This window comes from Gloeomargarita sp. SRBZ-1_bins_9, assembly GCA_039794565.1.
In the GTDB taxonomy this organism is placed as follows: Bacteria; Cyanobacteriota; Cyanobacteriia; order Gloeomargaritales; family Gloeomargaritaceae; genus Gloeomargarita.
In genome coordinates, this window is the sequence record JAUQVX010000008.1 from 1 (window position 1) to 26525 (window position 26525).

25 protein-coding genes are annotated in these 26525 nt (G+C 58.6%); 6 read left to right on the forward strand and 19 right to left on the reverse strand.

From position 1 onward, the window contains the following. Positions 1-467: ATP-binding cassette domain-containing protein (locus Q6L55_07920; protein MEN9258637.1), on the forward strand; the 467-nt coding region annotated here is incomplete at its 5' end. On the opposite strand, the gene Q6L55_07925 is transcribed toward Q6L55_07920, so the two are convergent. From Q6L55_07925 to rpmH, 5 genes are read right to left on the reverse strand one after another with little or no spacing between them, the layout of a single operon-like run. Beyond that, on the reverse strand, positions 464-1042 hold the full coding sequence (locus Q6L55_07925) for a Uma2 family endonuclease (protein ID MEN9258638.1): 579 nt from the start codon (positions 1040-1042) through the stop codon (positions 464-466). The two genes, Q6L55_07920 and Q6L55_07925, sit on opposite strands and share 4 nt — an antisense overlap. Beyond that, on the reverse strand, positions 1042-3606 hold the full coding sequence (leuS, locus tag Q6L55_07930) for a leucine--tRNA ligase (GenBank protein ID MEN9258639.1): 2565 nt from the start codon (positions 3604-3606) through the stop codon (positions 1042-1044). The genes Q6L55_07925 and leuS overlap by 1 nt, the downstream gene beginning before the upstream one ends. Next, positions 3603-4013 carry a PH domain-containing protein gene (locus tag Q6L55_07935; GenBank protein MEN9258640.1) on the reverse strand — a complete coding sequence of 137 codons (411 nt, stop codon included), beginning with the start codon at positions 4011-4013 and terminating at the stop codon, positions 3603-3605. Before Q6L55_07935 ends, leuS begins: the two co-directional genes overlap by 4 nt. Further along, the gene (gene rnpA / locus Q6L55_07940) at positions 3985-4356 is read right to left on the reverse strand and encodes a ribonuclease P protein component (protein ID MEN9258641.1); all 372 of its coding nucleotides are present in this window, start codon (positions 4354-4356) and stop codon (positions 3985-3987) included. Before rnpA ends, Q6L55_07935 begins: the two co-directional genes overlap by 29 nt. Before the next feature lies 1 nt (position 4357). Further along, positions 4358-4498, reverse strand: coding sequence for a 50S ribosomal protein L34 (rpmH, locus tag Q6L55_07945; protein MEN9258642.1), 141 nt, complete (start codon positions 4496-4498; stop codon positions 4358-4360). A 130-nt stretch (positions 4499-4628) separates the two neighbouring features. Here rpmH and dnaA point away from each other — a divergent pair, with 130 nt between their 5' ends. Further along, positions 4629-6005: a chromosomal replication initiator protein DnaA gene (gene dnaA / locus Q6L55_07950; GenBank protein ID MEN9258643.1), complete on the forward strand. Its 1377-nt coding sequence runs from the start codon at positions 4629-4631 to the stop codon at positions 6003-6005. Here the strand turns inward: dnaA and ruvB are convergent. The 6 genes from ruvB to rpsL form a co-directional block, all read right to left on the reverse strand. After that, the gene (ruvB, locus tag Q6L55_07955; GenBank protein MEN9258644.1) at positions 6002-7054 is read right to left on the reverse strand and encodes a Holliday junction branch migration DNA helicase RuvB; all 1053 of its coding nucleotides are present in this window, start codon (positions 7052-7054) and stop codon (positions 6002-6004) included. The genes dnaA and ruvB overlap by 4 nt on opposite strands. A gap of 2 nt (positions 7055-7056) precedes the next feature. Then, positions 7057-7371 carry a 30S ribosomal protein S10 gene (gene rpsJ, locus Q6L55_07960; GenBank protein ID MEN9258645.1) on the reverse strand — a complete coding sequence of 105 codons (315 nt, stop codon included), beginning with the start codon at positions 7369-7371 and terminating at the stop codon, positions 7057-7059. An 86-nt stretch (positions 7372-7457) separates the two neighbouring features. Continuing rightward, complete coding sequence (gene tuf, locus Q6L55_07965; protein MEN9258646.1) at positions 7458-8687, reverse strand: elongation factor Tu; 1230 nt, start codon at positions 8685-8687, stop codon at positions 7458-7460. A 21-nt stretch (positions 8688-8708) separates the two neighbouring features. Next, a complete protein-coding gene (fusA, locus tag Q6L55_07970; protein ID MEN9258647.1) occupies positions 8709-10826 on the reverse strand; it encodes an elongation factor G in 2118 nt (705 codons plus the stop codon). 74 nt (positions 10827-10900) lie between these two features. Further along, positions 10901-11371 (reverse strand): 30S ribosomal protein S7, encoded by a 471-nt coding sequence (gene rpsG / locus Q6L55_07975; GenBank protein MEN9258648.1) that lies wholly within the window; start codon positions 11369-11371, stop codon positions 10901-10903. Positions 11372-11400: 29 nt separating this feature from the next. Beyond that, the gene (rpsL, locus tag Q6L55_07980) at positions 11401-11829 is read right to left on the reverse strand and encodes a 30S ribosomal protein S12 (GenBank protein MEN9258649.1); all 429 of its coding nucleotides are present in this window, start codon (positions 11827-11829) and stop codon (positions 11401-11403) included. A 77-nt stretch (positions 11830-11906) separates the two neighbouring features. Between rpsL and Q6L55_07985 the strand changes: the two genes are divergently transcribed. Continuing rightward, positions 11907-12572, forward strand: coding sequence for a bifunctional 4-hydroxy-2-oxoglutarate aldolase/2-dehydro-3-deoxy-phosphogluconate aldolase (locus Q6L55_07985; GenBank protein ID MEN9258650.1), 666 nt, complete (start codon positions 11907-11909; stop codon positions 12570-12572). Here Q6L55_07985 and Q6L55_07990 read toward each other — a convergent pair. The 3 genes from Q6L55_07990 to Q6L55_08000 all read right to left on the reverse strand — a co-directional run bounded on the left by Q6L55_07990 (position 12541) and on the right by Q6L55_08000 (position 14825). Further along, complete coding sequence (locus Q6L55_07990) at positions 12541-13437, reverse strand: DUF1517 domain-containing protein (protein MEN9258651.1); 897 nt, start codon at positions 13435-13437, stop codon at positions 12541-12543. The two genes, Q6L55_07985 and Q6L55_07990, sit on opposite strands and share 32 nt — an antisense overlap. Positions 13438-13492: 55 nt before the next feature. Continuing rightward, a complete protein-coding gene (locus Q6L55_07995; GenBank protein ID MEN9258652.1) occupies positions 13493-14443 on the reverse strand; it encodes an MlaD family protein in 951 nt (316 codons plus the stop codon). A gap of 73 nt (positions 14444-14516) precedes the next feature. Further along, entirely contained in the window at positions 14517-14825 is a 309-nt protein-coding gene (locus Q6L55_08000; GenBank protein ID MEN9258653.1) for a 2Fe-2S iron-sulfur cluster-binding protein, read from the reverse strand. A 340-nt stretch (positions 14826-15165) separates the two neighbouring features. On the opposite strand from Q6L55_08000, the gene Q6L55_08005 reads away from it, so the two are divergent. Then, positions 15166-16419, forward strand: coding sequence for a glycosyltransferase family 39 protein (locus tag Q6L55_08005; GenBank protein MEN9258654.1), 1254 nt, complete (start codon positions 15166-15168; stop codon positions 16417-16419). A 78-nt stretch (positions 16420-16497) separates the two neighbouring features. Here the strand turns inward: Q6L55_08005 and Q6L55_08010 are convergent, their stop codons facing one another. Genes Q6L55_08010 through Q6L55_08020 form a run of 3 tightly spaced genes read right to left on the reverse strand, consistent with a single transcriptional unit; the run spans position 16498 to position 21510 of the window. Next, entirely contained in the window at positions 16498-20505 is a 4008-nt protein-coding gene (locus Q6L55_08010) for a response regulator (GenBank protein ID MEN9258655.1), read from the reverse strand. Positions 20506-20519: 14 nt separating this feature from the next. Beyond that, a complete protein-coding gene (locus Q6L55_08015) occupies positions 20520-20660 on the reverse strand; it encodes a PetM family cytochrome b6-f complex subunit 7 (protein ID MEN9258656.1) in 141 nt (46 codons plus the stop codon). A 58-nt stretch (positions 20661-20718) separates the two neighbouring features. After that, positions 20719-21510 (reverse strand): SpoIID/LytB domain-containing protein, encoded by a 792-nt coding sequence (locus Q6L55_08020; protein MEN9258657.1) that lies wholly within the window; start codon positions 21508-21510, stop codon positions 20719-20721. 160 nt (positions 21511-21670) lie between these two features. Here Q6L55_08020 and purF point away from each other — a divergent pair, with 160 nt between their 5' ends. Further along, the gene (gene purF, locus Q6L55_08025) at positions 21671-23089 is read left to right on the forward strand and encodes an amidophosphoribosyltransferase (protein ID MEN9258658.1); all 1419 of its coding nucleotides are present in this window, start codon (positions 21671-21673) and stop codon (positions 23087-23089) included. A 53-nt stretch (positions 23090-23142) separates the two neighbouring features. Here purF and Q6L55_08030 read toward each other — a convergent pair whose 3' ends face one another. Together Q6L55_08030 and Q6L55_08035 are read right to left on the reverse strand one after the other, a co-directional pair. Beyond that, a complete protein-coding gene (locus Q6L55_08030) occupies positions 23143-23841 on the reverse strand; it encodes a TrkA family potassium uptake protein (protein MEN9258659.1) in 699 nt (232 codons plus the stop codon). A gap of 22 nt (positions 23842-23863) precedes the next feature. Further along, positions 23864-25183, reverse strand: a complete 1320-nt coding sequence (locus Q6L55_08035; protein ID MEN9258660.1) for a TrkH family potassium uptake protein — start codon at positions 25181-25183, stop codon at positions 23864-23866. A gap of 36 nt (positions 25184-25219) precedes the next feature. Between Q6L55_08035 and Q6L55_08040 the strand changes: the two genes are divergently transcribed. Further along, positions 25220-26518: a hemolysin family protein gene (locus Q6L55_08040; GenBank protein ID MEN9258661.1), complete on the forward strand. Its 1299-nt coding sequence runs from the start codon at positions 25220-25222 to the stop codon at positions 26516-26518. The last annotated feature ends 7 nt before the right edge of the window (positions 26519-26525 follow it).

Consider the following 26525-nt stretch of genomic DNA (forward strand, 5'->3'; position numbering starts at 1 on the left):
TCTTTGATGGGGTTCCTGTTGATGCCCACAATCGCTACTGGTACCGGCAGCACTTTGCGGTGGTGTTTTCCGACTTTTATTTGTTTGATAGTTTGTTGGGAATCAATGACGACCCGACCTTGGCCCAGCAATTGTTGCAGAAATTACAACTGGACCATAAGGTGCGGATTGAAAATGGCCGATTTTCCACCATTGCTCTTTCCCCGGGGCAACGCAAGCGCCTGGCACTGCTGGTGGCCTATTTGGAAGACCGCCCCATCTACCTGTTTGACGAGTGGGCCGCCGACCAGGACCCCCGCTTCAAAGACTTCTTCTATCGGGAATTTCTGCCCCAGTTGCGCGCTGAAGGTAAGACGGTTTTGGTGATCAGCCACGACGAACGCTATTTCGCCTGCGCCGACCGGTTGATCAAGCTGGACTACGGCCAGGTGGAATACGACAAATCCCTGAAATATCTGGGGCCCTAGGGAATCCGCGCCTGGGCAAATAGTTCCTGGGGGATGACCGTTAAACCGGGGAGTCGTTCGTCCTGCAGGGGTTGGGAGCCGCGAACGGTGTGCGGAGGCCGGTCAGGATAAAACACCGTAATGGTTTTAGCCGTTGGGTCTACTACCCATACTCGGTCCACCCCCGCTTGTAAGTAATCCACTGCCTTTTGGGCCATGTCGCCAAAGGTCTGGTTCGGCGAAAGCACCTCCACCACCAGCTCAGGTATCGCCCGGCAAGGCTCGTCCGTCATGGGGGCCACCGGCAATCGCTGGTCGGAGATGTAAAGAATATCTGGGACGGGAATCCAGGTCTCCCCTTGCCGGTGCAGGACTACCGCCCATTCGGTGTAGGCAGCGCCCGGTTTAGGACAATCGGGAGCCGTACACCAGTTTTCCAGCAACTGCCACAACACCGGTTGCACCCGGGCGTGAAAACGTTTCGGCGACATGGGTGGGTCCTTGGGTACAGCTTGGCCCTCAACCAGCTCGTAGGTCGCATCCCCCTCCGGCAGGGCCAAAAATTCCGCCGCCGTTAGCTTCTGGGCCGTCCCCATCACCCCAGCACAAAATTCAACAGTTTCCCCGGCACGTAAATCACCTTTTTGATGGGCTTGCCCTGGAGATAGCGCTGGCCAATCTCCGACGCCAAAGCCAACTGCTCCAAGGTCGTCTGGTCCGCCTGGGCCGGCACGCTAAGCGTACCCCGGGTCTTGCCCATCACCTGAATCACCAGGGGGATTTCCTCAACGACCAGGGCGCTGGGGTCCACCTGGGGCCAGGGCTGACGGTGAATGGACTCCTGATGCCCCAACTGGTGCCAGAGTTCTTCGGTAATGTGCGGGGCAAAGGGGGCCAACAACACCAGCAACGTGCGGATGGCTTCGTCATACACGCCGGTATTGCTGCCCGCGTAATCCGTCAGGGCATTGGTCAGCTTCATCAGGGCCGCAATCGCCGTATTGAACTGGTACTCGCCCGTGACATCCGCCGTCACCTGCTGGATGGTCTGGTGGATGACGCGCCGCAGTTCTCGCTCCGCCGGCGTGACTGCCGTAGCGGCCGCTGGGGGATGCTCCCGATACTGCTGCACCAAACGCCAGACCCGTTGCAGGAAGCGGTACTGCCCCTCCACATCCGCCTCGTCCCACTCCAGGTCCTTTTCCGGCGGCGCCTTGAACAGAATAAACATACGGGCCGTATCGGCGCCATAACGGGCCAGCACCTGTTCCGGGTCCACCCCGTTGTACTTGGACTTGGACATTTTTTCGTAAACCACCGTCACCGGCGCCCCTGTGGCCTTGTCCCGGTAGGTCCCGTTGTCCTGCACCACCTGTTCCGGCGGCAAATAACGCCCCGTTTGCGCATTTTTGTAGGTCAACCCCTGCACCATCCCCTGGGTCAACAGGCGGGTAAAGGGTTCATCAAAGGTAATCAGCCCCCGGTCCCGCAACACCTTGGTCACAAACCGAGCATACAGCAGGTGCAAGATGGCGTGTTCAATTCCCCCCACGTACTGGTCCACCGGCAACCACTGGGCAATCACCTGGGGGTCAAAAATGGCCTGGTCGTTGTGGGGGTCAGCAAAGCGGAAAAAATACCAAGACGAATCAATAAACGTATCCATCGTGTCGGTTTCCCGCCGCGCCGGTCGGCCACAGGTCGGACAGGGCACCCGAACCCAACTTTCCAATTGCGCCAGGGGAGACAACCCCCGCCCGGTAATCTGCACATCCCGGGGCAACACCACCGGCAAATCCTGCTCCGGCACCGGCACTACCCCGCAGTGGTCGCAATGAATGACCGGAATCGGCACCCCCCAGTAGCGCTGGCGCGAGATCAACCAATCCCGCAGCCGGTACTGCACCCGCGCTTCCCCCCACCCCTGGGCCTGGGCCTTTTGCGTGATCTGCTCCTTGGCCGTTTCGTTGTCTAGCCCGTCGAATTCCCCCGACTGCACCAGCGTCCCCGGCCCCGTGTAGGCCCCTGTTAAAGGTCCAGGTCCCGGTTGGTCCACCCCCGGCGGCAGGATGACTTGGGTCACCGGCAACCCATACTGCTGGGCAAAGGCAAAATCCCGTTCATCGTGGGCCGGCACCCCCATCACCGCCCCCGTCCCGTACTCATAGAGCACGTAATCGGCAATCCAGACCGGTACGGGCTGCTGATTAAAGGGGTTCAACGCCATAGCTCCGATGGGCACCCCCCGCTTAGGCCGGTCTGTGGCTGTGCGTTCCGCCGGGGACAGTTGCCCCAGCTCCGCCAGAAATTGCTCCACCACCGGGCGCTGCTCCGGCGTCGTCAGTTCCGTCACCAGGGGATGTTCCGGTGCCAGCACCACGTAAGACACCCCAAACACCGTATCCGGGCGGGTGGTAAATACCCCAATTTTTTCCGAGCGCCCCAGCACCGGGAATTCCAGGTAAGCCCCCACCGAGCGCCCGATCCAGTTCGCCTGCATCGTTTTTACCCGCTCTGGCCAGCCCGGCAGTTGCTCCAAATCCCGCAGTAGTTCCTCCGCGTAGTGGGTAATTCGCAAAAACCACTGCTTGAGGTAGCGCTGTTCCACCTTGGCCCCCGAGCGCCAGGAGCGTCCTTCGCTATCCACCTGTTCATTGGCCAGCACTGTTTGGTCCACCGGGTCCCAGTTCACCAGGGCCTCCTTCTGGTAGGCCAGCCCCAGGTGCCACATCTGCAAAAACAGCCATTGGGTCCAGCGGTAGTAGCGGGGGTCGCAGGTGGCCAGTTCCCGCTCCCAGTCATAGCTCAGCCCCAGAGCCTGCAACTGCCGCCGCATGTTGGCGATGTTGGCCTCCGTCCAGTCCGCCGGATGCACCCCCCGGTCAATCGCCGCATTCTCCGCCGGCAGGCCGAAGGCATCCCACCCCATGGGATGGAGCACCCGGTAGCCCTGCATCCGCCGCACCCGGGCAATTACATCCGTAATCGTGTAGTTACGCACATGGCCCATGTGCAGGTTCCCGGAGGGGTAGGGGAACATCGACAAGGCGTAGTATTTGGGGCGTTGGGGGTCAGTTTCCGTGCGGTACAGCCCCTGTTCCTGCCAAAGCCGTTGCCAGTGGGCCTCAATCGCCACCGGTTGATAACGCGCCGTCGTCATGTCATCTGCTGTGCCGCTTGACCAATCGGACCACTGACTCGCCGCGCCTCGGGACTGATGCGCTCGATGACATAAGCTGCCAATTCCCGAAACCGGGGCAAACACCGCAACTCCAGGCGGTTGCCATCCTTGAGCGTGATCACCATATCCCCCCACAGGCCGAATCCCCGGGGCACCGTCACCACCCGGGCAATTTCGTTGTAGATGATGTCCGAGCGATGGCGGCCCATCCAACCGCCGATCACCGTCACCCGCCGGTTGGTGATCCGGTAGCGCAGCCACAGCGCCCGGGTAATCGCCCCGATGGTCAAGGGCAGCCACACAATCGTCACCCCCAGGAGCAGATTCATGAGCAAATCGCCCCGGTGGGGTCCCCCCTCAAAGAACACCTCCTCCCGAATCCCCATAGAGCACCCCCGCCTGTTGCAAAAGCTGTTCTAATTCTCGCAAAAAATCCGCGTATTGTCCGGTCAAGACGGGCGGTTGAGCCGAAACGATGACCTGCCATCCTGGGCCACACCGGGGCAGCAACTGCCGCAACGCCGCGCGGATTTGCCGCTTGAGCCGGTTGCGCCGCACCGCCTTTTTGGCAATTTTGCTACTTACGACCACCGCCATTTGCACTGGGGTTGTCTCATCCAACCGCCGGTAACGCAGCCGGAAAAAATGGCTCCGCAGTTGGTGCCCTTCGGCGTAGATTGCATCAAAGGTCCGGTATCCCCGTAGCCGGTGAATCCGGGGCAGACCCACCCTACACGGGAGCTAGGCGTTTACGTCCTTTGGCCCGGCGCGCCTTGAGGACTCGGCGTCCCCCGGGAGTGGCCATGCGCGCCCGAAACCCCGACCGCCGGATGCGCTTGCGACAAGTCCCCTCCAACGTGCGTTTGGTCATACGCCCTCCCGTGCTACGGATTCACAGAGTTTTATAAGCTATCACACAAATTTAACATCGTCAATGGTCCTGGGGACTAGGCAGGGAGAAAAAAATGGGCTAGGCTGTACCCTATCACCCCATGCACACCATGAACGTTGCTGCCGTGACCGAATCGCTGGAACAACGGTGGGGTCAGGTTTTGGAGCAATTGCAACTGCGCCTGAGTCGCCCCACCTTTGAAACCTGGATCAAAACCATTCGCCCGGACGCCCTGACGGACAACCGGTTGCGCCTGCTGGCACCCAATCTTTTTGCCCGTAACTGGCTGGTGAAGTCCTACCTCAAGACCATCAGCGCGGTCGTGGCCGAGGTGTGGGGAGAACCCATCCAGGTAGAAATTGACAGCCTGGAGAATGACCTGGTGCCGCTCACACCCGGTGCGCCGCCTCCCCCCCGCCTCACAACCCCATCCGACCCCGAACCGGCCCCCGCCAGTAATCTCAACGCCAAGTACACCTTCAGCCGGTTTGTGGTGGGCGCCAACAACCGCATGGCCCATGCTGCCGCCTTAGCCGTAGCCGAATCCCCCGGGCGGGAGTTCAACCCCCTGTTTTTGTGCGGTGGGGTGGGGCTGGGCAAAACCCACCTGATGCAGGCCATCGGCCACTACCGTCTGGAAATTGACCGCAACGCCCGGGTATTTTACGTCTCCACCGAGCAGTTCACCAATGACCTGATCGAGGCCATTCGCCGGGACAACATGCAGCAATTTCGAGAGAAATACCGAGCGGCGGATTTGTTGCTGGTGGATGACATTCAATTCATCGAGGGCAAGGAGTACACCCAAGAGGAGTTTTTCCACACCTTCAACGCTCTGCATGAAGCGGGCAAACAGGTGGTGATTGCCTCGGACCGGCCCCCAACTTGCATCCCCCGCCTACAGGAGCGCCTGTGTTCCCGCTTTTCCATGGGGTTAATTGCCGACATCCAGCCCCCTGACCTGGAGACCCGCATGGCCATCCTGCAGAAAAAAGCCGAGCAGGAGAACGTCTATCTGCCGGTGGAAGTAATCACCTACATTGCCACCCGCTACACCTCCAACATCCGGGAACTAGAAGGCGCCCTGATTCGCACCCTGGCCTACACGGCCATTTCCGGGGCGGCCATCACTGTGGAAAACGTAGCAGAGTTGCTCAACTCCCCCGTGCAGATGACCAAAACCACCCCGGAACTGGTGGTGGACATTGTGGCTGCCACGTTTGAAGTGCCCGTACAGGCGTTGATGGTGCCCACGCGCCGGCGGCAGGTGAGTTTTCCCCGCCAGGTGGCCATGTACCTGGTTCGTCAGTACACCAACCTCAGCCTGCCCCAGATCGGTCAACTGTTTGGGGGCAAGGACCACACCACCGTGCTTTACGCCTGCGAAAAGATCGCCCAGAAACGGGACAGCGACCCCAAATTCGCCCAGTTACTGGCCCAAATCAAAGACCGCATTCACCGCTCCGCCCAGGAGCTAGGGGCCTAGATCAGGGGCAATTGTTGTTCCGGGGGCGTGCGACCCAGATGCACCCAAGCCGGCGGCAGGGCCACCCGTCCTCGGGGCGTGCGCTGTAGGTAACCGATCTGCATCAGGTAGGGTTCATACACGTCTTCAATGGTTTGGGGGTCTTCCCCGGTCATGGCCGCCAACGTATCCAACCCCACCGGCCCTCCCTGAAATTGCTCAATGATGACCTGCAGCAGCGTTCGGTCCACGCTGTCGAGGCCCCGAGGGTCCACCGCCAACTGCTCCAGCGCCTGAGCTGCAATCTCCGGCGTAATCACCGTTGCCCCCTGCACCTGGGCATAGTCCCGCACCCGCTTGAGCAGGCGATTGGCAATGCGGGGCGTCCCCCGGGACCGCTGGGCAATGGTTTCTGCCCCCGCCGGCGTCATAGCCATCTGGAGCACCTGGGCCGTGCGAGTGAGGATCTGGGTGAGTTCCGCCACCGTGTAATAGCGCAGCCGTTGCACCAGGCCAAACCGGTCCCGCAGGGGCGCACTCAAAGCTGCCACCCGGGTGGTCGCCCCCACCAATGTAAATTTCGGCAACGGCAGGGAGCGGGTCCGGGCGCTGGCCCCCTTGCCCACCGTCACCTCCACCCGGAAATCCTCCATCGCCGTATAGAGCGTTTCCTCCGTCACCCGGGGTAAGCGATGGATTTCATCCACAAACAAAATATCCCCCGGTTCCAAATTCACCAACAACCCCACAATATCGCGGGGGCGTTCCAGCGCCGGGCCACTGGTCAGATGACAGCGTTTACCCATCTCCCGGGCCAACAACAGCGCCAGCGTCGTTTTCCCTAACCCCGGCGGCCCGTACAGCAATAGATGATCGAGCGGCTCCCCCCGTCCCTGGGCTGCCCTAATGGCCACCGTGAGCACCTGCTTCAATTCCGTTTGCCCCAGGTAATCCGCCAGGGATGTCGGGCGCAAGGAATCCTCAGCTAGCCCCTGGTGGTCCTGCGCTGTTGCCTGGGGCCTTAGTAAGGGTTGGCGCTCCCCCTCGCCCTGGGAGGAGACAATTGCCATGACTAGGTGGGCAACTTCACTTCAATGTCCACCCCCGCCGGCAGGTCGAGCTTCATCAGCGCATCAATTGTCTTGGCCTGGGGCTGGTAGATATCAATAATCCGGCGATGGGTGCGACTCTCGAAATGCTCCCGCGAGTCCTTGTCAATATGGGGTGAACGCAACACACAGTAAATCCGCCGCTTAGTGGGCAAGGGGATAGGTCCTACCGCATGGGCCTGCGTCCGGTTCACCGTATCCATAATCTTTTCGCAGGAGGCATCCAACAGCCGGTGGTCATAGGCCTGCAAGCGAATGCGAATCTTCTGCTTCGTCAACGGGGCCATCGTCTGTCCTCCCAAAACAGGAGGGAACCCCCTGGCTCCCCCCATACCAACTAACTCAGCGTGCTAAACCATTCGGACTACTTGATGATCTTGGTCACCACACCCGCGCCGATGGTGCGACCACCCTCCCGGATAGCAAATCGCATCCCCTGTTCGATAGCAATCGGGTGGATCAATTCCACGGTCATCCTTACCCGGTCCCCTGGCATGACCATCTCCACGTTCTTGCCATCGTCGCTGGTGTAGGCCTTGATCGTCCCAGTCACATCCGTCGTCCGTACATAGAACTGGGGCTTATAGCCGGCAAAAAATGGCGTGTGGCGACCCCCCTCCTCCTTGGTCAGGACGTACACCTCCGCCTCGAACTCCGTGTGGGGCGTAATACTGCCGGGTTTAGCAATCACCATCCCCCGCTCAATGTCGGTCTTTTGCATCCCCCGCAGCAACATCCCCACGTTATCCCCAGCGATCCCCTCGTCCAGGGTCTTTTGGAACATCTCCAAACCCGTCACAGTCGTGGTGCGGGTCTCCCGTAGGCCCACAATTTCCACCGTGTCGCCCACCTTAACCCGACCCCGTTCAATCCGACCGGTGGCAACCGTCCCCCGACCAGTGATGGAGAACACATCCTCCACCGCCATCAGCAGAGGCTTATCCACCTCCCGCTCCGGCGTCTTGATGTACTCGTCCACCGCATCCATCAATTCGTAAATCTTATCCACCCAGGGGTCCTCACCCCGTTGGGTATTGGGGTGCGCCTGCATCCGCTCCAACGCCTTCAAGGCCGACCCGCGGATGATGGGAATCTCATCCCCCGGGAAATCATACTTACTCAGGAGTTCCCGCAACTCCAACTCCACCAGCTCCAGGAGTTCCTCATCGTCCGCCATGTCGCACTTATTCAAAAAGACCACGATGCTGGGCACCCCCACCTGTTTCGCCAATAGGATATGCTCCCGCGTCTGGGGCATGGGACCGTCCGTGGCCGCCACCACCAGAATTGCCCCATCCATCTGGGCCGCCCCCGTGATCATGTTCTTCACATAGTCCGCATGACCTGGGCAGTCCACGTGGGCATAGTGGCGCTTGTCCGTCTCATACTCCACGTGCGCTGTATTGATGGTAATCCCCCGAGCCTTTTCTTCGGGGGCCGCATCAATCTCATCGTACTTCTTGGCCTTGGCCTTCCCCTGGGCCGCCAGGGTCATGGTAATGGCAGCCGTCAGGGTGGTCTTGCCGTGGTCCACGTGGCCAATGGTGCCGATGTTCACGTGGGGTTTGGTCCGTTCAAATTTCGCGCGTGCCATGGATGTTCTTCCCTCTATTAACTAAGCGTTCCCTTTTGCTTTGATGATGGTTTCGGCCACGTTACGCGGCACTTCTTCGTAGTGACTGAACTCCATCGTAAAGACACCCCGCCCCTGGGTCATGGACCGGATGTCCGTTGCGTAGCCAAACATCTCCGCCAGGGGAACTTTGGCCGTCACCTTCGCCACCCCGGCTTCCGAGGACATACCCTCGATTTGACCACGGCGGGAGTTCAGATTACCCATAATATCACCTAAAAAGTTTTCTGGCACCTCCACCTCCACCTTCATCACCGGCTCCAGCAGCACCGGCGCACACTTCATCACCCCCTCCTTCATAGCAATGGAGGCGGCGAACTTAAAGGCCATTTCCGAGGAGTCCACCTCGTGGTAGGAACCATCAATTAGGGTCACCCGCAGGTCAATCACTGGATACCCGGCCAAAATCCCCCCTTCGCAGGCTTCCCGAACCCCCTGCTCCACTGCCGGCACATACTCCTTAGGCACCACGCCACCCACAATCTTGGAAACGAATTCCAATCCCGAACCCGGTTCCGCTGGCTCGATCTCCAGCACCACGTGGCCGTACTGCCCCCGTCCACCACTCTGGCGGATGTATTTGCCCTCCTGCACCGTCTTTTTGCGGATCGTCTCCCGGTAGGCCACCTGGGGATTGCCCACGTTGGCTTCCACCCCGAATTCCCGCAGCATCCGGTCCACCAGGATTTCCAGGTGCAGTTCCCCCATCCCGGAAATAATCGTCTGGTTGGTCTCCGGATCAATTGCCACCCGGAAGGTGGGGTCCTCCTTAGCCAGCGCCTGCAACGCCTTGGAGAGCTTGTCAATATCCGCCTTGGTCTTGGGTTCAATCGCCACCGAAATCACCGGCTCCGGAATGTACAGCGTCTCCAGGATCACCGGGTGATTTTCGTCGCACAGGGTATCCCCCGTAATCGTGTCCTTTAGACCCACCACGGCCCCCAAATCCCCAGCCCGCAGCTCCTCCACCTCAATGCGCTCGTCCGCCTTGAGCACCACCAACCGGGACAACCGCTCCTTCTTACGCTTGGTGGCGTTAAGCACATAGGTGCCCCGCTGCATCACCCCCGAGTACACCCGCACAAAAGTCAGGTCGCCGAACTTATCCGCCATGATCTTAAAAGCCAGGGCCGCCATCGGCTCGTTATCGTCCGCATGCCGTTCCACCTCCTCCCCGCTGGGCAACCGACCCTTGATCGCCGGAATATCCACCGGTGACGGCAAATAATCCACCACCGCATCCAGAAGCAACTGCACCCCCTTATTTTTAAACGCCGACCCGCACAGCATGGGCACCACCTTCCCGGCAATCGTAGCCTTGCGGATGGCCGTGCGAATTTCCTCCTCCGTTAACTCTTCACCCTCTAGATACTTCTCCGTCAGGACATCGTCCGTTTCTGCCGCCGCTTCCACCAGTTGGGCGCGAAACTGCTGGACCTTCTCCATCAAGTCTGCGGGGATGGGCACCTTACGAATATCCTTGCCAATGTCATCGAAATACTCGAAGGCGCACAGGCGCACCAGGTCCACCACCCCCCGAAAGCCGTCTTCGGCCCCGATCGGCAGTTGAATCGGTACCGCATTGGCCCGCAACCGGTCCCGCACCTGGTCGTAAACCTTGTAGAAATTGGCCCCCGAGCGGTCCATTTTGTTCACAAAAATAATCCGGGGCACCTTGTAGCGGTCCGCCTGGCGCCACACGGTCTCCGTTTGGGGCTGCACCCCCCCTACCGAACACAGCACCGTAATCACCCCGTCGAGTACCCGCATCGAGCGCTCCACCTCGATGGTGAAATCCACGTGCCCGGGTGTGTCAATGATGTTGACAGCATACTCCGGCTCCCCTGGCATGGGTTGGGATGGGTCTTCTGGGTTGCGCTTCGTCCAGCGAGTGCTAATGGCCGCTGCCGTAATCGTAATCCCCCGTTCCCGCTCCTGGGCCATCCAGTCGGTCACCGACGTCCCCTCGTGGACTTCCCCCATTTTGTGGATCAAGCCGGAGTAGAACAAAATCCGCTCCGTCGTCGTGGTCTTGCCGGCGTCAATGTGGGCGGCAATCCCGATATTGCGCACACGTTCGATTGGGGTCGTTCGAGCCACGGCTTCCTCCTGGATGACCTGGAATCAACATCCGTTACAAATTTTATCCCTATTCGTGCAATTGTGACAGTGACCTAGTAACGGTAGTGGGCAAAGGCTTTGTTCGCCTCGGCCATGCGGTGGGTTTCCTCCCGTTTTTTAATGGTCGCCCCCGTTTCATTGGCCGCATCCATCAACTCGTTGGCCAGCTTAATCGCCATGGTCTTACCGTTGCGCTGCCGGGCGTAGGTGGTCAACCAGCGCAAAGCCAAAGATGTTCCCCGTTCCGGTCGCACCTCCACCGGCACCTGATAGGTCGCCCCCCCCACCCGCCGGGCCTTCACCTCCACCAGGGGTGTGGCATTGCGCACGGCTTTCTCCAAGGTTTCCAGGGGGTCGCCGTTCGTCCGTTCCCGCACCAGGTCCAACGCCTGATACACCAGCCGGTAGGCCAGATGCTTTTTCCCCTCCCGCAGCACATGGCTGACCAGCATATTCACCAAGCGGCTGTTGTATTTGGGGTCAGCCTCGATAGGACGGGGTTTAATACGACGACGACGGGGCATAGACCAACTCAGCTCCTAAAAGCCACTTCCTATTTCTTCTTACCGGCCGGGGCTGCTGCCTGTTGACCGGGCTTGGGCCGCTTGACGCCATATTTAGAACGTCCTTGATTGCGCGGCGGTAAAGACCCTGGGTGCTTAACTCCTGCCGCATCCAGCGTCCCCCGAATGATGTGATAGCGTACCCCCGGCAGGTCCTTTACCCGACCCCCCCGAATCAGCACCACCGAGTGCTCCTGCAAGTTGTGACCAATACCGGGAATGTAGGCCGTCACCTCAAAACCCGATGTCAGCCGTACCCGCGCCACCTTCCGCAACGCCGAATTAGGCTTTTTCGGTGTAGTAGTGTAAACTCGGGTGCATACCCCCCGCCGTTGAGGACAACCCTTGAGCGCCGGCGACTTGGTTTTTCGCTTGACACTCCGCCGTTCGGAGCGGACTAACTGTTGGATTGTGGGCATGCAAAGGCATCTTTACGACAATCAACAATTATGCCAAAGGGGACTTTGCTTGTCAAATGTCCGCCACAATAGAAACTATGGGGGGGACAAACGAGTGGTTAGCTTATTTACAACGCCACCGGGTCATCGGCGTGGTCCGGGCCGGGGAACCCGAACTGGCCTATCAGATGGGGGCCACCCTAGCCCAGGCGGGCTTGCGTTTGATCGAAATTACTTGGGATTGCCCCGACGCCGTTCAGGTGATTCCCCGCTTGCAGATTGCCTATCCCCATTGCCGGGTAGGCACCGGTACGATTCGGCAGACGGCGGAGCTAGAGGCAGCGCTAGGTTTAGGGGTGGACTTTATCTTAACCCCCCACACCCGACGCGAGTGGTTGGGTTTAGCCCAGATGGCCGGTGTGCCCCTGATGCCCGGCGCGTTAACGCCTACGGAAATCCTCCAGGCCCACTCCTGGGGCGCTCCGGCGGTCAAGGTGTTTCCGATTGCAGCTGTCGGCGGTGCCCATTACCTGCGCCATCTGCGGGAACCCCTGGGAGCGATCCCCCTGATTCCCACCGGCGGTATCACCCGAGGAGATGTACCGGCCCTGTTGCGGGCGGGAGCCATCGCCGTGGGAGTGGGCCGTGACCTGTTCCCTGAACCTTATTACTCCCGGCGGGATTGGGCAGGCCTGTGCCAGGAACTGCAACGCTGGCTGGGGGAACTGGGACTTACAGGGGACGCAGCAAGGGATTCGCCGTAACCAACTCCTCCCGGGTCAGGGTATCCCCCTCCGCCTGGGGCGCCCAGAGAATCTCCAATGCCAGCAGGTCATCGGCGCCAATACTGCCCAGAGTCGTCAAGGCCTTTTGCACATCCGTCAGGGTGTGGATCACCGGCAGTTTTATCGGTACCGTCGTGGCCACCAGCAGCGTCACCAGGATATATTCCCCAGGCTGTTCGGCCGTGACCGTCACCGGTGTACTCACCCCGTTGACCAGGGTTTCCTGCTTAACCTGAGCGCGCACCCGCAGGGCCAAGCGGTTGAATTCCGACTCCGCCTGGCTAAAAGGCACCTTGTCGGTGGTGGCGTAACCGTAGCCCCAGTATTCCGGGTGCCGCAGAAGGGCCAAGGTTAACTCCTGCACCAGTTGCACCCGCCCCTGGGGCGTATCAGGACGGGCCGTCTGGGCCAAACGATTTAACTCCTGCTGGAGGGACCGGGCCTGGGCCAGCAATGCCAACTGCACCTGGGCGATGCTCACCGTCGGGTTCAACAGGGCTTCTTCCTGCCGTTGTTCCCGGAACCGTTGCACCGTCTGGGCGATCAACCCCGCCACCCCCAGCAGTAACACCACCGACAGCAAACCACCGCCCCCCACAAAAAAGAACGGGAAAGGGGAAAACAGGGGAAAGCCCAAGCCACCGCCGTAATAGCCCCGCTGGTAACTATAGCCAGGTTGCACCGAACGGCTGGGCATCCGGTAGGTGGTCACCGGCCTACGGAAGGAACCGCCACCAATACGTCCCCCCGTTTGGGCTGCCCATGCCGGGGAAACGGCGCTCAAGGTCAACAGGATGGCCAACGCCCCGGCCCACAACACCTTTAGCCACTTGCGCTTCACCATGACCCGCCTCATCCAGGGAATATCGCTATTTGGGAAATCCCATAGAGACCTATTGCTATTGTAACGGGTTAAGCGGTTGGGGGTTTTCCGCCGTCCAAGCCCTCAGGTCCCGGCGTATCTCTTCCGTCAGTCTGAATAACTTGCCGAGATTCCGGATCAGGTTTTTGATGTCCTCCCGGATTTGCGGGTCGCCGGTGATTTGGTCCACATCGGTTGCCACCTTGCGAAAGGCCGCAAACGCCGCTTGGGCCGTATCTAATGTGCGATTCAACCGGGCCAGGCTGGTGCGCAATGCCACCCGATTTTCCCGTAGGATGGCAGTTGTGGTATCGGCGGTGACCCCCACTTTGGCCCCAGCCTGCTCCACCGTTTGGGCCGCTGCTTGCATCTGTTGCAGGGTCGTGCGGGCATCCGTTGTCAGCCGGCGAATATCGTTATTCAAATCCACCAAACTCTGGGTCAACTTGGCCATATTGTCCACCAGTTCCGAGTTGTCCAACTGGTTGACCAGCCGGGTTGCCGACCGAATCAAGTCATCAAAGGTGGGACTGTTCTGGCCCGCCACCAACATCCCCTGACAGATGATGGTTTCTCCATCACAATCGGCGCTGCGGGGACCGCCCCGCAATTCCGACAAATTCACCTCGGCGCGGGGAGTAATCGCTAGAAACGCCTGACCCACCAATCCTCCCGTCTGGGCGCGAAAGTCACTGTTTTTGGGAATTAAAATCCCCTGGTGATTGATTTCAACCGTAACCAGCACCTGGTTGACATCCGGTTCAACCGCCACCACCCGACCCACCTCAACGCCCCGCAGGCGGACGGTTGCGCCCACACCCAGCCCCCCCGCATCCCCAAAAGCCACCCGAAAGCGATAGCGATTGGCCTCAAACCCCAGGTTTTCTACCCAAACCCAAACCCCCGCCGTTAACAGCACCGTCATGACGATAAACAACCCCAAAAATCCCTCCTGTTGACGGCGCGAAGGTTTTACGGCAGTGGTCATGGCCCTCTTGCCTAGGGAACCCCATTAACTTCTGAGTATAGCAGTCGGTGGGAACCTGGGCGGCCGAGGAACGTCAGGGTTTAGTTTGGACGGCGACCGGCCCATAGACCAGGGTTTGGCAGGCCAGCCGGCAATGGGGTTTATGGCGCAGCCGCCGCTGTTCTACATCCGTGGGGGGAGAAAGGTGCTCCATCCCCTCGACGATGGCGACCACACAGGTGCCGCATTGGCCTACCCCGCCGCAGTTCATCAACTTGCCCCGCCAGGTGTATAGGTCAATGCCATTGGCCAGGGCTTGCTGCCGTAGATTCGCCCCGTTGGCCACAATAACCTCTTTGCCCTCTTTCACAAAACGAATGCTCGCCGTCGTCATGGTGACCATGGCCCAACTCCCAGTGCCGTTCCCTAAAAATCTGCAACAATTCTACACACTGCTTCATAATTAAGGCCAGGGTGCCCGGTGATGGGGATCAGCGGCAGGGGGTGACCGACATGGCGGTTGAAAGAGGGCCATGGGAGCGATGGCACCGGACAACCCAAAGGAAATTGGTTATGGAAGCCGCTTTTTACTAGGGGCTCAAGCAAATCACGGCCCATTTCCCCCGGCGCCACTCCTAAACCACCGACCCCCCTACTGGCCCAGGACACCCCCTTGACATTGATTAGATGAGTATATGGATATATAATTGCATATTTGAAATGGGACCGAGTCAGTATGGCCTATGGCGGGCAAGGGACGCCAGGTGGTGGGATGGGTCATCCTCAGCTTTATCTTTTTCCTCCTGGGCAATGGGACGCTGAGTTTTACCTCCCTGGATGAGGGCAGGAACATGGATGCGGTCCAAAACATGTTAAAAACGCTGGATTTTATCTCACCGGTGTACAACTGCCAACCCAGGTTTGAAAAACCACCCTTGCTTTATTGGCTGGTGGCTCTCAGTTCCCTGGTGTTTGGTCTGAACGAATTCGCAGCCCGGTTGGTTTCCGGTCTGGCTGCCACAGGTGTCTCCCTAGTGACCTATTTCATCGCCGAGGGCCTCTATGGAGAAAAAATAGCGACAAAAAGTCTCGTTATTTTAATGACAATTCCCCACCTATGGATCCTATCCCGGTCCGTCATTCCAGAAATGTTAAATACTTTCTTTGCCCTACTAGGACTCTATTTGTTTTTACAGGAGCAATTTGTTGGGGGATGGATCAGTTTGGCGCTGGCATTTCTAACCAAAGGACCCGTGGGTGTTATCCTTGTACTTGGCATTTACTGGCTTTGGCAAAGGGATAGGCGCATCTTAAATCCTACCGGCCTATTGGCCTTTTGTGTACTGGGTTTGCCCTGGTATTTAGCTATGGTTTACCGCCACGGTTACGGATACCTTTACCAATTTTTTATTTATGAAAATTTTATGCGATACACGGGCCAATGGCAAGTTTTCTCTTTCCCCTTCTACTATTACTTCATTATCGTTCTACTAGCCACCATCTTTTACTGGCCCCTTTACCCTAAATTGGTCCATCACTTCCGCAGGGAATGGTTCCCTTTGGTCCTGTGGGCGGGGCTGGTCATTGGATTCTTTAGCCTCTCCAGGAATAAGGTCCACCACTATATTCTCCTGGCCTACCCACCCCTGGCCATATTACTAGCTCAGGTAGCTGGTAGAGTCTATCTCAGAATTGCAGTCACTTTAGCTGTTTCACTGGTGATTTTTTCGCAACCAATTCTCCATTGGTACGAGCAGGAAAGATTGGTACCAAGGGCCTACCCCATCCTTGCTGACTATCCGGGCCAGGTCAGTTTTTACAAAGCGGAAGATTCGGCGCTGGTTTTTTATTCCCAAAGGTGTATTCCCAAGGTGAACCGAGCCGAGGAAGCGGCGGGTTTGGTCATCACCAAGGAAAAACATCTCCCGGACTTGCATTGCCAGCCCCTACTCAAAGGAAAGGAATACGATACAACCTATGTACTCTGCGCAAAATAGAGACCCTAATCATCAGAAATCAATCAGGGGATAACCCTCAACGGATCAACTTCCCAAAATCGCCATAGCGTACTTACATTAAGCCAAAAACTGTTTCAGGGTTTGTAATAAATCAGGCTCCAAATAGGGCTTAGTCAGGTAGGCATTGCACCCCAATTGCTTGGCCAGTTGTTGATGTTTTTCCCCCGCCCGCGACGTCAACATAATAATTGGCAAATTGGGATAACGTCCCTCCTGTCGGCAAACACTCAAAAACTCAAATCCATCCATGCGGGGCATTTCCACATCACAAAACACGGCCTTAATGCCGGGATGGTGGGCCAGGATTTCCAAGGCCTCCCGCCCATCGGCTGCCGTGTACACCTGGTAACCGTGTTTACTCAAGGTCTTGCTCAACATCCCCCGCATGGTCAATGAGTCATCCACCACCAGGATTTCCGTTGGGCTGACGGTGCGGACAGGGGCTGGAGGGGCCACCACGCCCACCTCCGGCGTGTGCAACCATCGCTGGACCAGGGCGGCGGCCTCCAAAACCGGCACCAGGCGTCCATCCCCTAAAATCGTGCATCCGTAGACATAGGCGGGCGGCGCAAATATCCCACCCAACGGCTTGATCACCAGGTCCTGCTCCAACAAAATCTGGTCAATTTCTAACCCGTACACGGCGTCTCCTACCCCAAGCAGCAACAGGGGTTGTCCCTGCCCCCCGGTCAGTGTGGCTGCCTGGGTCGCCCCCCACCGCACCGGATAACGATATTCCCAAACCGATGGGGGAATGATGGGCACCAGTCGCTCCTGCCACCGGTACAACCGCCGCCCCTGGACGGTCACCCCCGTTTCCTCGGTCACCCTGACAATGCCCACCAGGCTATCTACCGCTAAGGCCCACAACCGCTGTTCCACCCGGAAAACCAACAATTTGTTAATGGTTAACGTTAGGGGTAACCGGATGGTGAAGGTTGTCCCCTGGCCCGGTTCACTGCGGACTTGAATGGAACCCTTCAGTTCTTGAATCTGCAAACGTACCACATCTAAGCCCACCCCCCGCCCCGATAAGTCGCTCACCGTCGTTGCCGTGGAAAAACCCGGTGCAAATAAACAATTGAATAGTTCAGATGTGGTCGCTTGAGCCGCCTGCTCAGGGGTAAAAATCCCCCTTTCTATCGCCTTCTGCCGCACCCTTTCTAGATCAATGCCGCGCCCGTCATCCCGCACCACAATGTAGGTTTGATTGCCCCGATAATAGGCCTGAATCTCAATGGTCCCTTCTGGTTTTTTCCCCTGCTGGATGCGGACATCGGGCGGTTCAATCCCGTGGTCGAAGGCATTGCGCACCAGATGCACAAGTGGGTCGCTTAACTTTTCTAAAACCGCTTTGTCCACCAGGGTATTGGCCCCCACCAGCCGCACCTGGACCTGCTTGCCGTAGCGGATACACAGATCCCTCACCATGCGGGGAAACCGTTGCAGGATTTCCCGGAGGGGCACCATGCGCATCCAGAGCAAATCCCCCCGAATTTGTTTGAGGGTTTGTTGTTTCCTGCGCCAGTTCTCCTGGGATTGCTGGGTCAACAGGCTCACATCCCGCATCACCTCCGCCACCTGGGCAATTTCTTCAATCACCGTTTGCACCAAGGTGTAGAGTTGGTTGTAGGAGTCCATTTGCAGGGGGTCAAAGGTCTGGGTGTTGCTGCCGGTGGGCGAAGCTAGCAGGGTTAGTGGGTCGGCGGCATCCTGGAGGGTTCGGCTGAGGAGTTCTAACTTGTGGAGTCGTTGCCCAAATTGTTGTACCAGTTGCTGAATCTGTTGCTGATACAACAATGAACCGTTCTCTTGAATCACCAGTTCGCCTATCAGATTGTTCAACCGTTCCAAGCGCTGGACGTCCACCCGCACACTACGACTGGCCGGCGCCGGAGCCGAGGGCATCTCTTCGACCACCGGCGTTTCCACCGGGGGCGATGTGGGGGCGGTCGGAGTCAGGTTCAAAAACGCCTGCAACTCGGGACTCACCGTACCGCCATACTCCCGTTCCCCGGCCATGACCTGGTCGTATCCCCGGCGCAAATCCCGCACCACCACCTCAACAATGGCCTGGGCCTGGTCGGGACGCTGGTCCAAAGCCGCAAGGCCCGTTTGGCAAATCGCGCACCAGCCGGACAGGTTCAGCAGTTCGCCGATACTCGCCAAAACCTGCAAGTGGTTTTTGACCGCCGCCAATCCGGCATCCGTGGGTTGGGCCAGCCAGGCTTCTAATTGGGCCAATCCCTGCTGGACATCGCCGCTGAAAATGGTGGCCGTCATGTCCACCCCCAAATCCTGGGAGGAGGGGATGTACGCTTCCGTTGGGGCAGAGGCCGTTGGACCGAGGAGAGCCTCTAAAGGCTGAAATGCCTGTTCTGCCTGTTGTAGCGCTGTATGGCTATCCATGCCCGCACCCTGTAGGCAGGCTTCCAGAGGCTGGCGCAGGCTATCAAAAGCCCGCAGGAGAGCCTCCTCCAGGGCCACATCCACCTCCCCCGACCACCGGTAGAGGGCTTGCAGGGCGTTTTCCAGCCGGTGGGCAATGACCTGGATGACCCCCCACCCCACGGTTGCCGCTCCCCCCTTGAGGGAATGGGCCGCCCGCATCAAGGCGTGAATGTGGGGAATGTCGGGGTGCTGCCGTAAAGTCAGTAATCCCGTTTCCAACTCCTGGAGTAACTCCTGGGCTTCCTGGGCAAAAAATTCCAGCGCCTCCCTGTTGGTCTCGGTCAGGGGCGGTAGGGGGGGACCCGTCCAAACTGGCTCCGTTGCAGGTTGCGGCGTTGCATCCCCGGAGGAACGCTCCGTGATGGGGGTCTCCGGCAGGGTGATGTCTTCCCAAAACGACGGGGATGCGAGGCTACCTAGAGAACCAGGTTCTTGGCAAGGGCTGACTTGCTCCCCAGGGGGACTTGGCTCAGTCACGCCGGCTTGGGTTTCGCTGATATGTTCCGGGTCAGCAATGGTTTCCCAAAAGGAGGCCTCTGGCTGTTCTGTCCCTGTTTGCTGGGGGGATGCCATATTTTCTTTTGGGGGAGACCGTTCTGCTGACAATTCATCGGTTGGACTATCTTTGCCGAGGCCCCAGTCCTCTACCTGGTCAGTAGGGGATGGGGCATGATTGGCTCCATCATCTGAGGTCCCAGAAACAGGCGCCGGTTCCTGAGCCAGGGTTGCTAGTTCTTCCCACAGAGTGGATAGGGCAGCGGTTTCCGACTCCGTTTCCTCCCCAAGGGATGGCAGTTCTGACAAGGCCGGAGATGCCCAGTCAGGGCTGGCCCTCGGTTCGTTGGCTAGGGTTCCCCCTTGACCCGCTGCTTCACTCAGGGCCACCAGGGTGGGATGGGGTTCTGGATGCTGATCGAGGCGCTCCAAATCCCCCAGGGCCAATTCCCCAATCGTCGCCGCCTGGTCCGGATGGTGGGCCAGGGCAGATAGGGCCAAGCGACAAATGCGCACCAAGTCCCCTAAATTGAGCATTTCCCCCAACCCGGCCAGGACATCGAATTGCGCCCGCAATTCACCTAGTAAAACGGGAGAGTAGGGCTGGGCCAGCGTGGTGCGTATCTCGGCAATTTTGGGGGCAATGTCTGTCTCCCAAATGGTACGAGCCAGGTCAACCGGACCCTGGGCGGCCGTCAGGGGTTCCACCGTCGGCGGCCCTGGCCCCAAAATGTCCTTAAGTTGGCGATAGACTACCTTGGCCCGCTCGAGGCTGATCTCCGCATCGGCCACCCCCGTTTTGATCCACTGAGCGAGGGGCAACCGCAGACAGTCAAATCCCTGCAACAGTAAATCCTCAATCCGATCGATGTCCGTATCGGGACGGGCCGTGAGGGTCTGTAGAACATCCTCTAAACATTGCGCCAGGGTCTGGATACTGTGCATGCCCAAACTGGCAGCACCCCCCTTGAGGGAATGGGCCGCCCGCACCAAGCGATAGTAGGCCCCTGCCGAATGGTCCCGCCGTAAATTCAGCAAGCCAGTTTCCAGTTCGGCCAACAACTGGGTCGCTTCGGCCCGGAAACAGGTCACAAGGTCGTCGGCGGGCAAGTCGGCCATGGGGGTAACTGGTTTTATTCTTCCCGGCCGGTAATCTTAAACAAGCGCCCTGCGGAGGATTCCCCCGTCAGTTTGATGATCACAAACCCCGTAGCCACCCCCACCAACACCATGGCACTAATCATGGCGGCATGACTAAAAATTTCCGCGGCCATCGGTCCTACCCCATCTTTGATTGCACGATTTGTTTATCAATCATAGCCGAAAGGTGGTCTAATACCCCTGAATACGCCCCAGGCGGGTTCCTGGATAGAAATAGGCCAGGATTTGCAGGTAGTTGTACTGCTGTTTAGCCAGTTCATAGGCCCGCTGTTGACTCATACCCCGTCCCCCAAACACCTCCCGGACGATGTTGTCGCTGGCGGCGTACTGGGTGAGGACGACCCCCCCCCGGTAGGTGAGGATTTGACCACGGGTGGCATCCACGGCGGCCCGTGTGTTCGGATGTTCAGACCGCAGGCCCTTGTATACCTGGTGACGCTCGGTGGTGCCCAGGTCGTAGTACCGGTCCACCGGTCGGAGGCGTTTGGTGACGGCGTAGGAACGGGCGGCCACCGCTTGGGCTTGCAAGGCGGCTGGGGGCCAGTGGGCATACATTTCCGCGCCGACGACGCTGTAGAGATATTCCTCCAGGTCCACGTAGTTAATCAGACTCAAACCGTGGCGGGCCAGCACCAGTAACCGTCCCCGGTACCAGCCATCCCCGGCGTAAACGTACCCGCCCCCGCTCGGTTGCAACCAGAAAAACGGCGCCTGCCGTCCCGCAAGGGTTACCAATCCCTGGCGCGCTTGGGCTTCGATGCGTCCCAGAGGTGGAGTTACGGTCACCAACTGACCATAGGCGTCAATCACCTGCCCCGGCGTCGAGGTGCCTAAAGCCACAGGGGCCTGGGTTTGCCTGAGAAAAACCCGCATAGTTACGGCCGCATCCCCAGGCAGGCCCCAGCCGATACCCACCACCAACACCGCCAGTAGCCAGCTCCCCGTGCGACCCACCAGCTTCACCTCACACCTTGACTGATCCCCACTATACGCTGCCTACCCCAGGGCCAGCATCCCCACAGCAAAAGGTGGTCATTCCCGGCAAGGAGCGATACCCTGGAAGGGGGGAGCCGCTTTATTGTTAAGATTGGGTTAAAATGTAAGATATACTACAGTAACGCCCATGGAAAACCTGCGCGATAAGCCGGAAGAAGCCTGCGGTGTGTTTGGGGTGTATGCACCGGGGGAAGAGGTCGCCAAGTTGACGTATTTTGGGTTGTATGCGCTGCAGCACCGGGGGCAAGAATCAGCAGGTATCGCTACCTTTGACCGGGGGCAGGTGCATTGTTACAAACAGATGGGGCTGGTGTCCCAGGTGTTTCGGGAGGATATCCTGCGGGCGTTACCGGGGCAGTGGGCAGTCGGGCACAACCGCTATTCCACAACGGGCAGTAGTCGGGTGGTGAATGCCCAACCGGTGGTGGTTTCCAGCCGCCTGGGGGATTTGGCCCTGGCCCACAACGGCAATTTGATCAACACCCTGGAGTTACGGCAATCGCTGCCCCCTGACCGCTATCCCCTCCAGGCCACCACGGACTCGGAAATCATGGCCCAGTTGCTGGCGCAGGCGGTGGACGCCGGGGCGGATTGGGTAACAGGTGCCATTGAGATGGCCCAGCAGTGCCAGGGGGCGTTTAGTGTGGTAATTGGGACGCCGGCGGGGATTTTGGGATTGCGGGATAGCTATGGGGTGCGGCCCTTGGTGCTGGGGACCCTGGGGGAAAGGGGTTTAGTGTTAGCTTCAGAAACCTGCGCCCTGGACATCATCGGGGCAGACTACCTGCGGGAGGTGGAGCCGGGGGAATGGGTCTGGATCACGCCGGAGGGATTGACCTCTGGTCAATGGCATCCCCCCCAACGGAAATTATGTGTATTTGAAATGATCTACTTTGCCCGCCCCGACAGCGTGATGGAAGGCCAAAGTCTCTATGCCTACCGCCGGCGACTCGGGGAAATCCTAGCGCAAGAGGCCCCAGCGGATGCCGACCTGGTGATCCCGGTGCCCGATTCGGGGGTGCCCGCCGCCATTGGTTATGCCCACGCCAGCAGCATTCCCTACGCCGAAGGGTTAATTAAAAACCGCTATGTGGGGCGCACCTTCATCCAACCCACCCAGACCATGCGGGAAACCGGCATTCGCATGAAACTCAATCCCCTGCGGGATGTCCTGCAATCCCAGCGGGTGGTCGTAGTGGACGATTCCATCGTGCGGGGAACCACCAGTCGCAAGCTAGTACGGGCGCTGCGGGAAGCGGGGGTCCGGGAAGTCCACATGCGGATTTCGTCACCGCCGGTGACCCACCCCTGTTTCTACGGCATTGACACAGATAACCAAGACCAATTGATCGCTGCCCGCCAGTCCGTTAGGGAAATTGCGGCCCACCTGGAGGTGGATTCCCTGGCCTACCTGAGCTGGGAAGGGATGTTTGCCGCTGCCGGTCAATCACCCCAGCGGTTTTGCTCCGCCTGTTTTACCGGTGATTACCCCATTCCCGTCCCCGATGCCCTCAAGCGGTCCAAATTTATGCTGGAGCGGGTCTAGAACGTTCAAATAATCCACCAATTGTTGGCTGATACCCATTCCGACCAGCCGTCTCATGGGGCCAAGTCCATCAAGCGGTTGAGGTTATCGTTACTACCGATGACCCACATCATCATCCCCTCTTCTAAGGGCGCCGTCGGGTTGGGATTAATTTCAAAGTGCGACCCCGGGCGACCCACGGCAATCACGCTGATGCCGTACTCATTGCGCAACTTCAAATCCACAATGCTTTTCCCCACAAAGGCCGGCGGCACCTTCACCTCCACAATACTGTTTTCCGGGTCCACTTCCAAACGCTCAATGATGTTGGGGCGGACCAGGGACCGGGCCAGTTGTTCCCCCATTTGTTTTTCCGGATAGACCACCCGGGTCGCCCCCACCTTTTCCAGCAACCGCCCGTGAATATCCGACGACGCCTTGGCAATGATATTGGGCACATTCCCCTCCCGCAAATTCAGGGTCGTAATCACACTTTGTTCGATGTAATTACCAATGGCCACAATCACCGTTTCAAACTCCAAAAAACCGGCTTCCCGGAGGGCGGCAGGGTCCGTAGTATCCAGTTCCACCGCATGGTCCACAAAGCCTTCCTCCAGAATGGCGGCGACCAAATCTTCTCGTTTATCGGCCCCTAGCACTTCACAGCCCATGCTTTTAAGGGTGCGGCATACTGACCGCCCAAACCGTCCCAGGCCAATCACACCAAACTGTCGCCCGTGCCCCTGCCGACGACGTTGCCAGAAAGCTTGCATGGCGCTTCCCTGGTCGCTAGCTCTACCCTACCAAAAAAGTCTCCTCCGGGTAATGGGTGCGCATCGGTCGCGGTTCACTCACCAGGGCAGCCATCAGCAAAAGCACCCCAATCCGGCCCACATACATCGTCAAGACAATAAACAACTTACCCGACACCGTGAGTTGACCAGTAATGCCCGTAGATAACCCCACCGTCCCAAAGGCCGAAACCACCTCAAACAACAGGGCTAAAAATCCGTGGTCCTGATTGGCCTCCGTCAGGGACAAACAGGTCACCATGAACATCACCACCCCCAGGGAGCCAATCAAGACGGCAATGGCCTTGTAAATCAGCACGGGTGGAATTTCCCGCTCATAGATAATCACCTCATCGTGTCCCCGCAAAAAGGCCCGCGTCGCCCGCACCAGCACCCGCACCGTTGTGGTTTTAATCCCACCCCCTGTGCCCCCTGGGCTAGCCCCAATAAACATGAGGATCATAGTGATCATCAACCCCGTGACCGTCATCTTGCCCGTATCAATGGTGTTAAAGCCCGCCGTTCGGCTGGTGACCGACTGAAACCAGGCCGCCCAGAGTTGTCCAGACAGGGGAAGTTGTCCCAGCGTCGCCGGATTGCGCAGTTCCACCAGCCAGAACAGCACCCACCCCAGCAGCCACAAAAACAGACTCGTTGTCACCACCACCTTGGTATTCAGACTCACCGCCTTGCGCCGCCGCAACCAGTGCCATACATCCGACAGCACCGGATAGCCAATTCCCCCCAGCATAATCAGCAGCGACACTACCCCCACCACCGGCCCCGACTGCTGGTAACGCATCAAACTATCGGGGAACAAACTAAACCCAGCATTGTTAAAAGCACTGACGCTGTGGAAAATGGCCAGCCAAAGACCGCGACCCCAGCCGTACTCCCGACGAAAAACCGACCACAGCAACAAAGCCCCCACGGTTTCCATCAGCGCCGTCGCCGTCAGAATCAACCGCAACAACCCCTGAATTCCCCCAATCCCGCTCTGGTCCAGGGCGTGCCGAATGGCCAACTTATCCTTCAGGCGAAACCGCCGCCCCAGGGCCATAAACAACAGGGTCATGGAGGTCATATAGCCCAAACCACCGATCTGTACTAATAAAAGCAGTATAATTTGTCCAAAAAGTGAGTAATATGTACCAATATCAACCACCGACAGTCCCGTAACACAGACGGCGGAAGTAGCGGTAAACAGGGCAGTTACTGGATCGCTCCACTGGTGGCTCTGGGTGGCCCAAGGGCCGAGCAGCAGCAGCATCCCCACGCCAATCACCAGCAGAAAACCGAGACAAATCGTACGGGCTGGGGTCATAATGGGGTACTAGGGTGGCTTCCTAAGCCTTTATACATGAACAGTTGGTCTGCGCTTGGCCTGATCCTGGTTCTGACGCTCATTAACGGTGTGTTTGCCATGTCAGAGCTGGCGATCATCTCGGCGCGCAAAACCCGTCTGCAACAACGGGCCCAGGAAGGAAACCGCCGGGCGCAACTGGTCCTGGAACTGGCCGGCCACCCCACCCGCATGCTCTCAACTATCCAGATTGTGATTACTCTGGTGGGCATTTTGATTGGGGCGTTTGGGGAAGCCACCCTGGGCAGTCACCTGCAGGCCAGTTTAGCCCAAATCCCCCTGATGCGGCCCTATGCCAACGTACTTTCTACCCTGTTGGTGGCCATTGGTAGTACCTATATCGCCCTGGTCTTTGGCGAGCTAGTGCCCAAACAAGTGGGACTGAGCTATCCCGAACCGATTGCCTTGTTGGTGGCCCGACCCCTGGCGGGATTATCCCGATTCATGGCGCCCCTGGTGGCCGTGCTCAGTTGGTCGGCGCAGGCCATTTTGACCCTGATGGGGATTCAGCCAGTGCAGGAACCCCAGGTTTCTGAGGAGGAGATCAGGCTGCTGCTGCAGCAGGGAACCAAAGCGGGGACCTTTGCCGAGTCGGAGCAGGACCTGGTGGAACGGGTGTTTCGGTTAGATGACCTGCGCATTAGTGCGTTGATGACCCCGCGCCCGGATATTGTCTGGCTCGACCTGGAGGACCCCCCCAGCAAAAACCAGGAAGAAATTTGCAACCACCCCTACTCCCGCTTTCCCGTCTGCCAGGGGGACTTGGACCATGTGGTGGGAATTGTATCTACCCAGGACTTGTTGACCCAGGCCCTGCGAGGGGAACCTTTTGACCTGACGCAGCATCTCAGCCCCCCCCTGTACGTCCCGGAAAATACCCATGTCCTGAAGGTGCTAGAGTTGCTCAAACAGTCCGGTTCCCCTATGGCCCTGGTGGTGGACGAATACGGTGTGATCCAGGGACTGGTGACTTTCAAAGACATTCTGGAGGCCATTATCGGCGAAATTCCCTCCACGGATGACGAGGACGAACCGACGGCCATTCAGCGGGAAGATGGGTCCTGGTTAGTTGACGGCCTCATCGGCATCGAGAAGTTTCAAGAACTCTTTAACATCCCCGAACTCCCCGAAAATCGCTCCTATCACACTCTGGCAGGTCTAATCATTGACCATTTGGGGCACATTCCCCGGGTGGCCGAGCACTTTGAATGGGCCGGTCTGGAATTTGAAATCGTAGACATGGATGGCAACCGGGTGGACAAAGTGTTAATCACTTGCCCCCAACTTTCCAAGTAACGTGCTA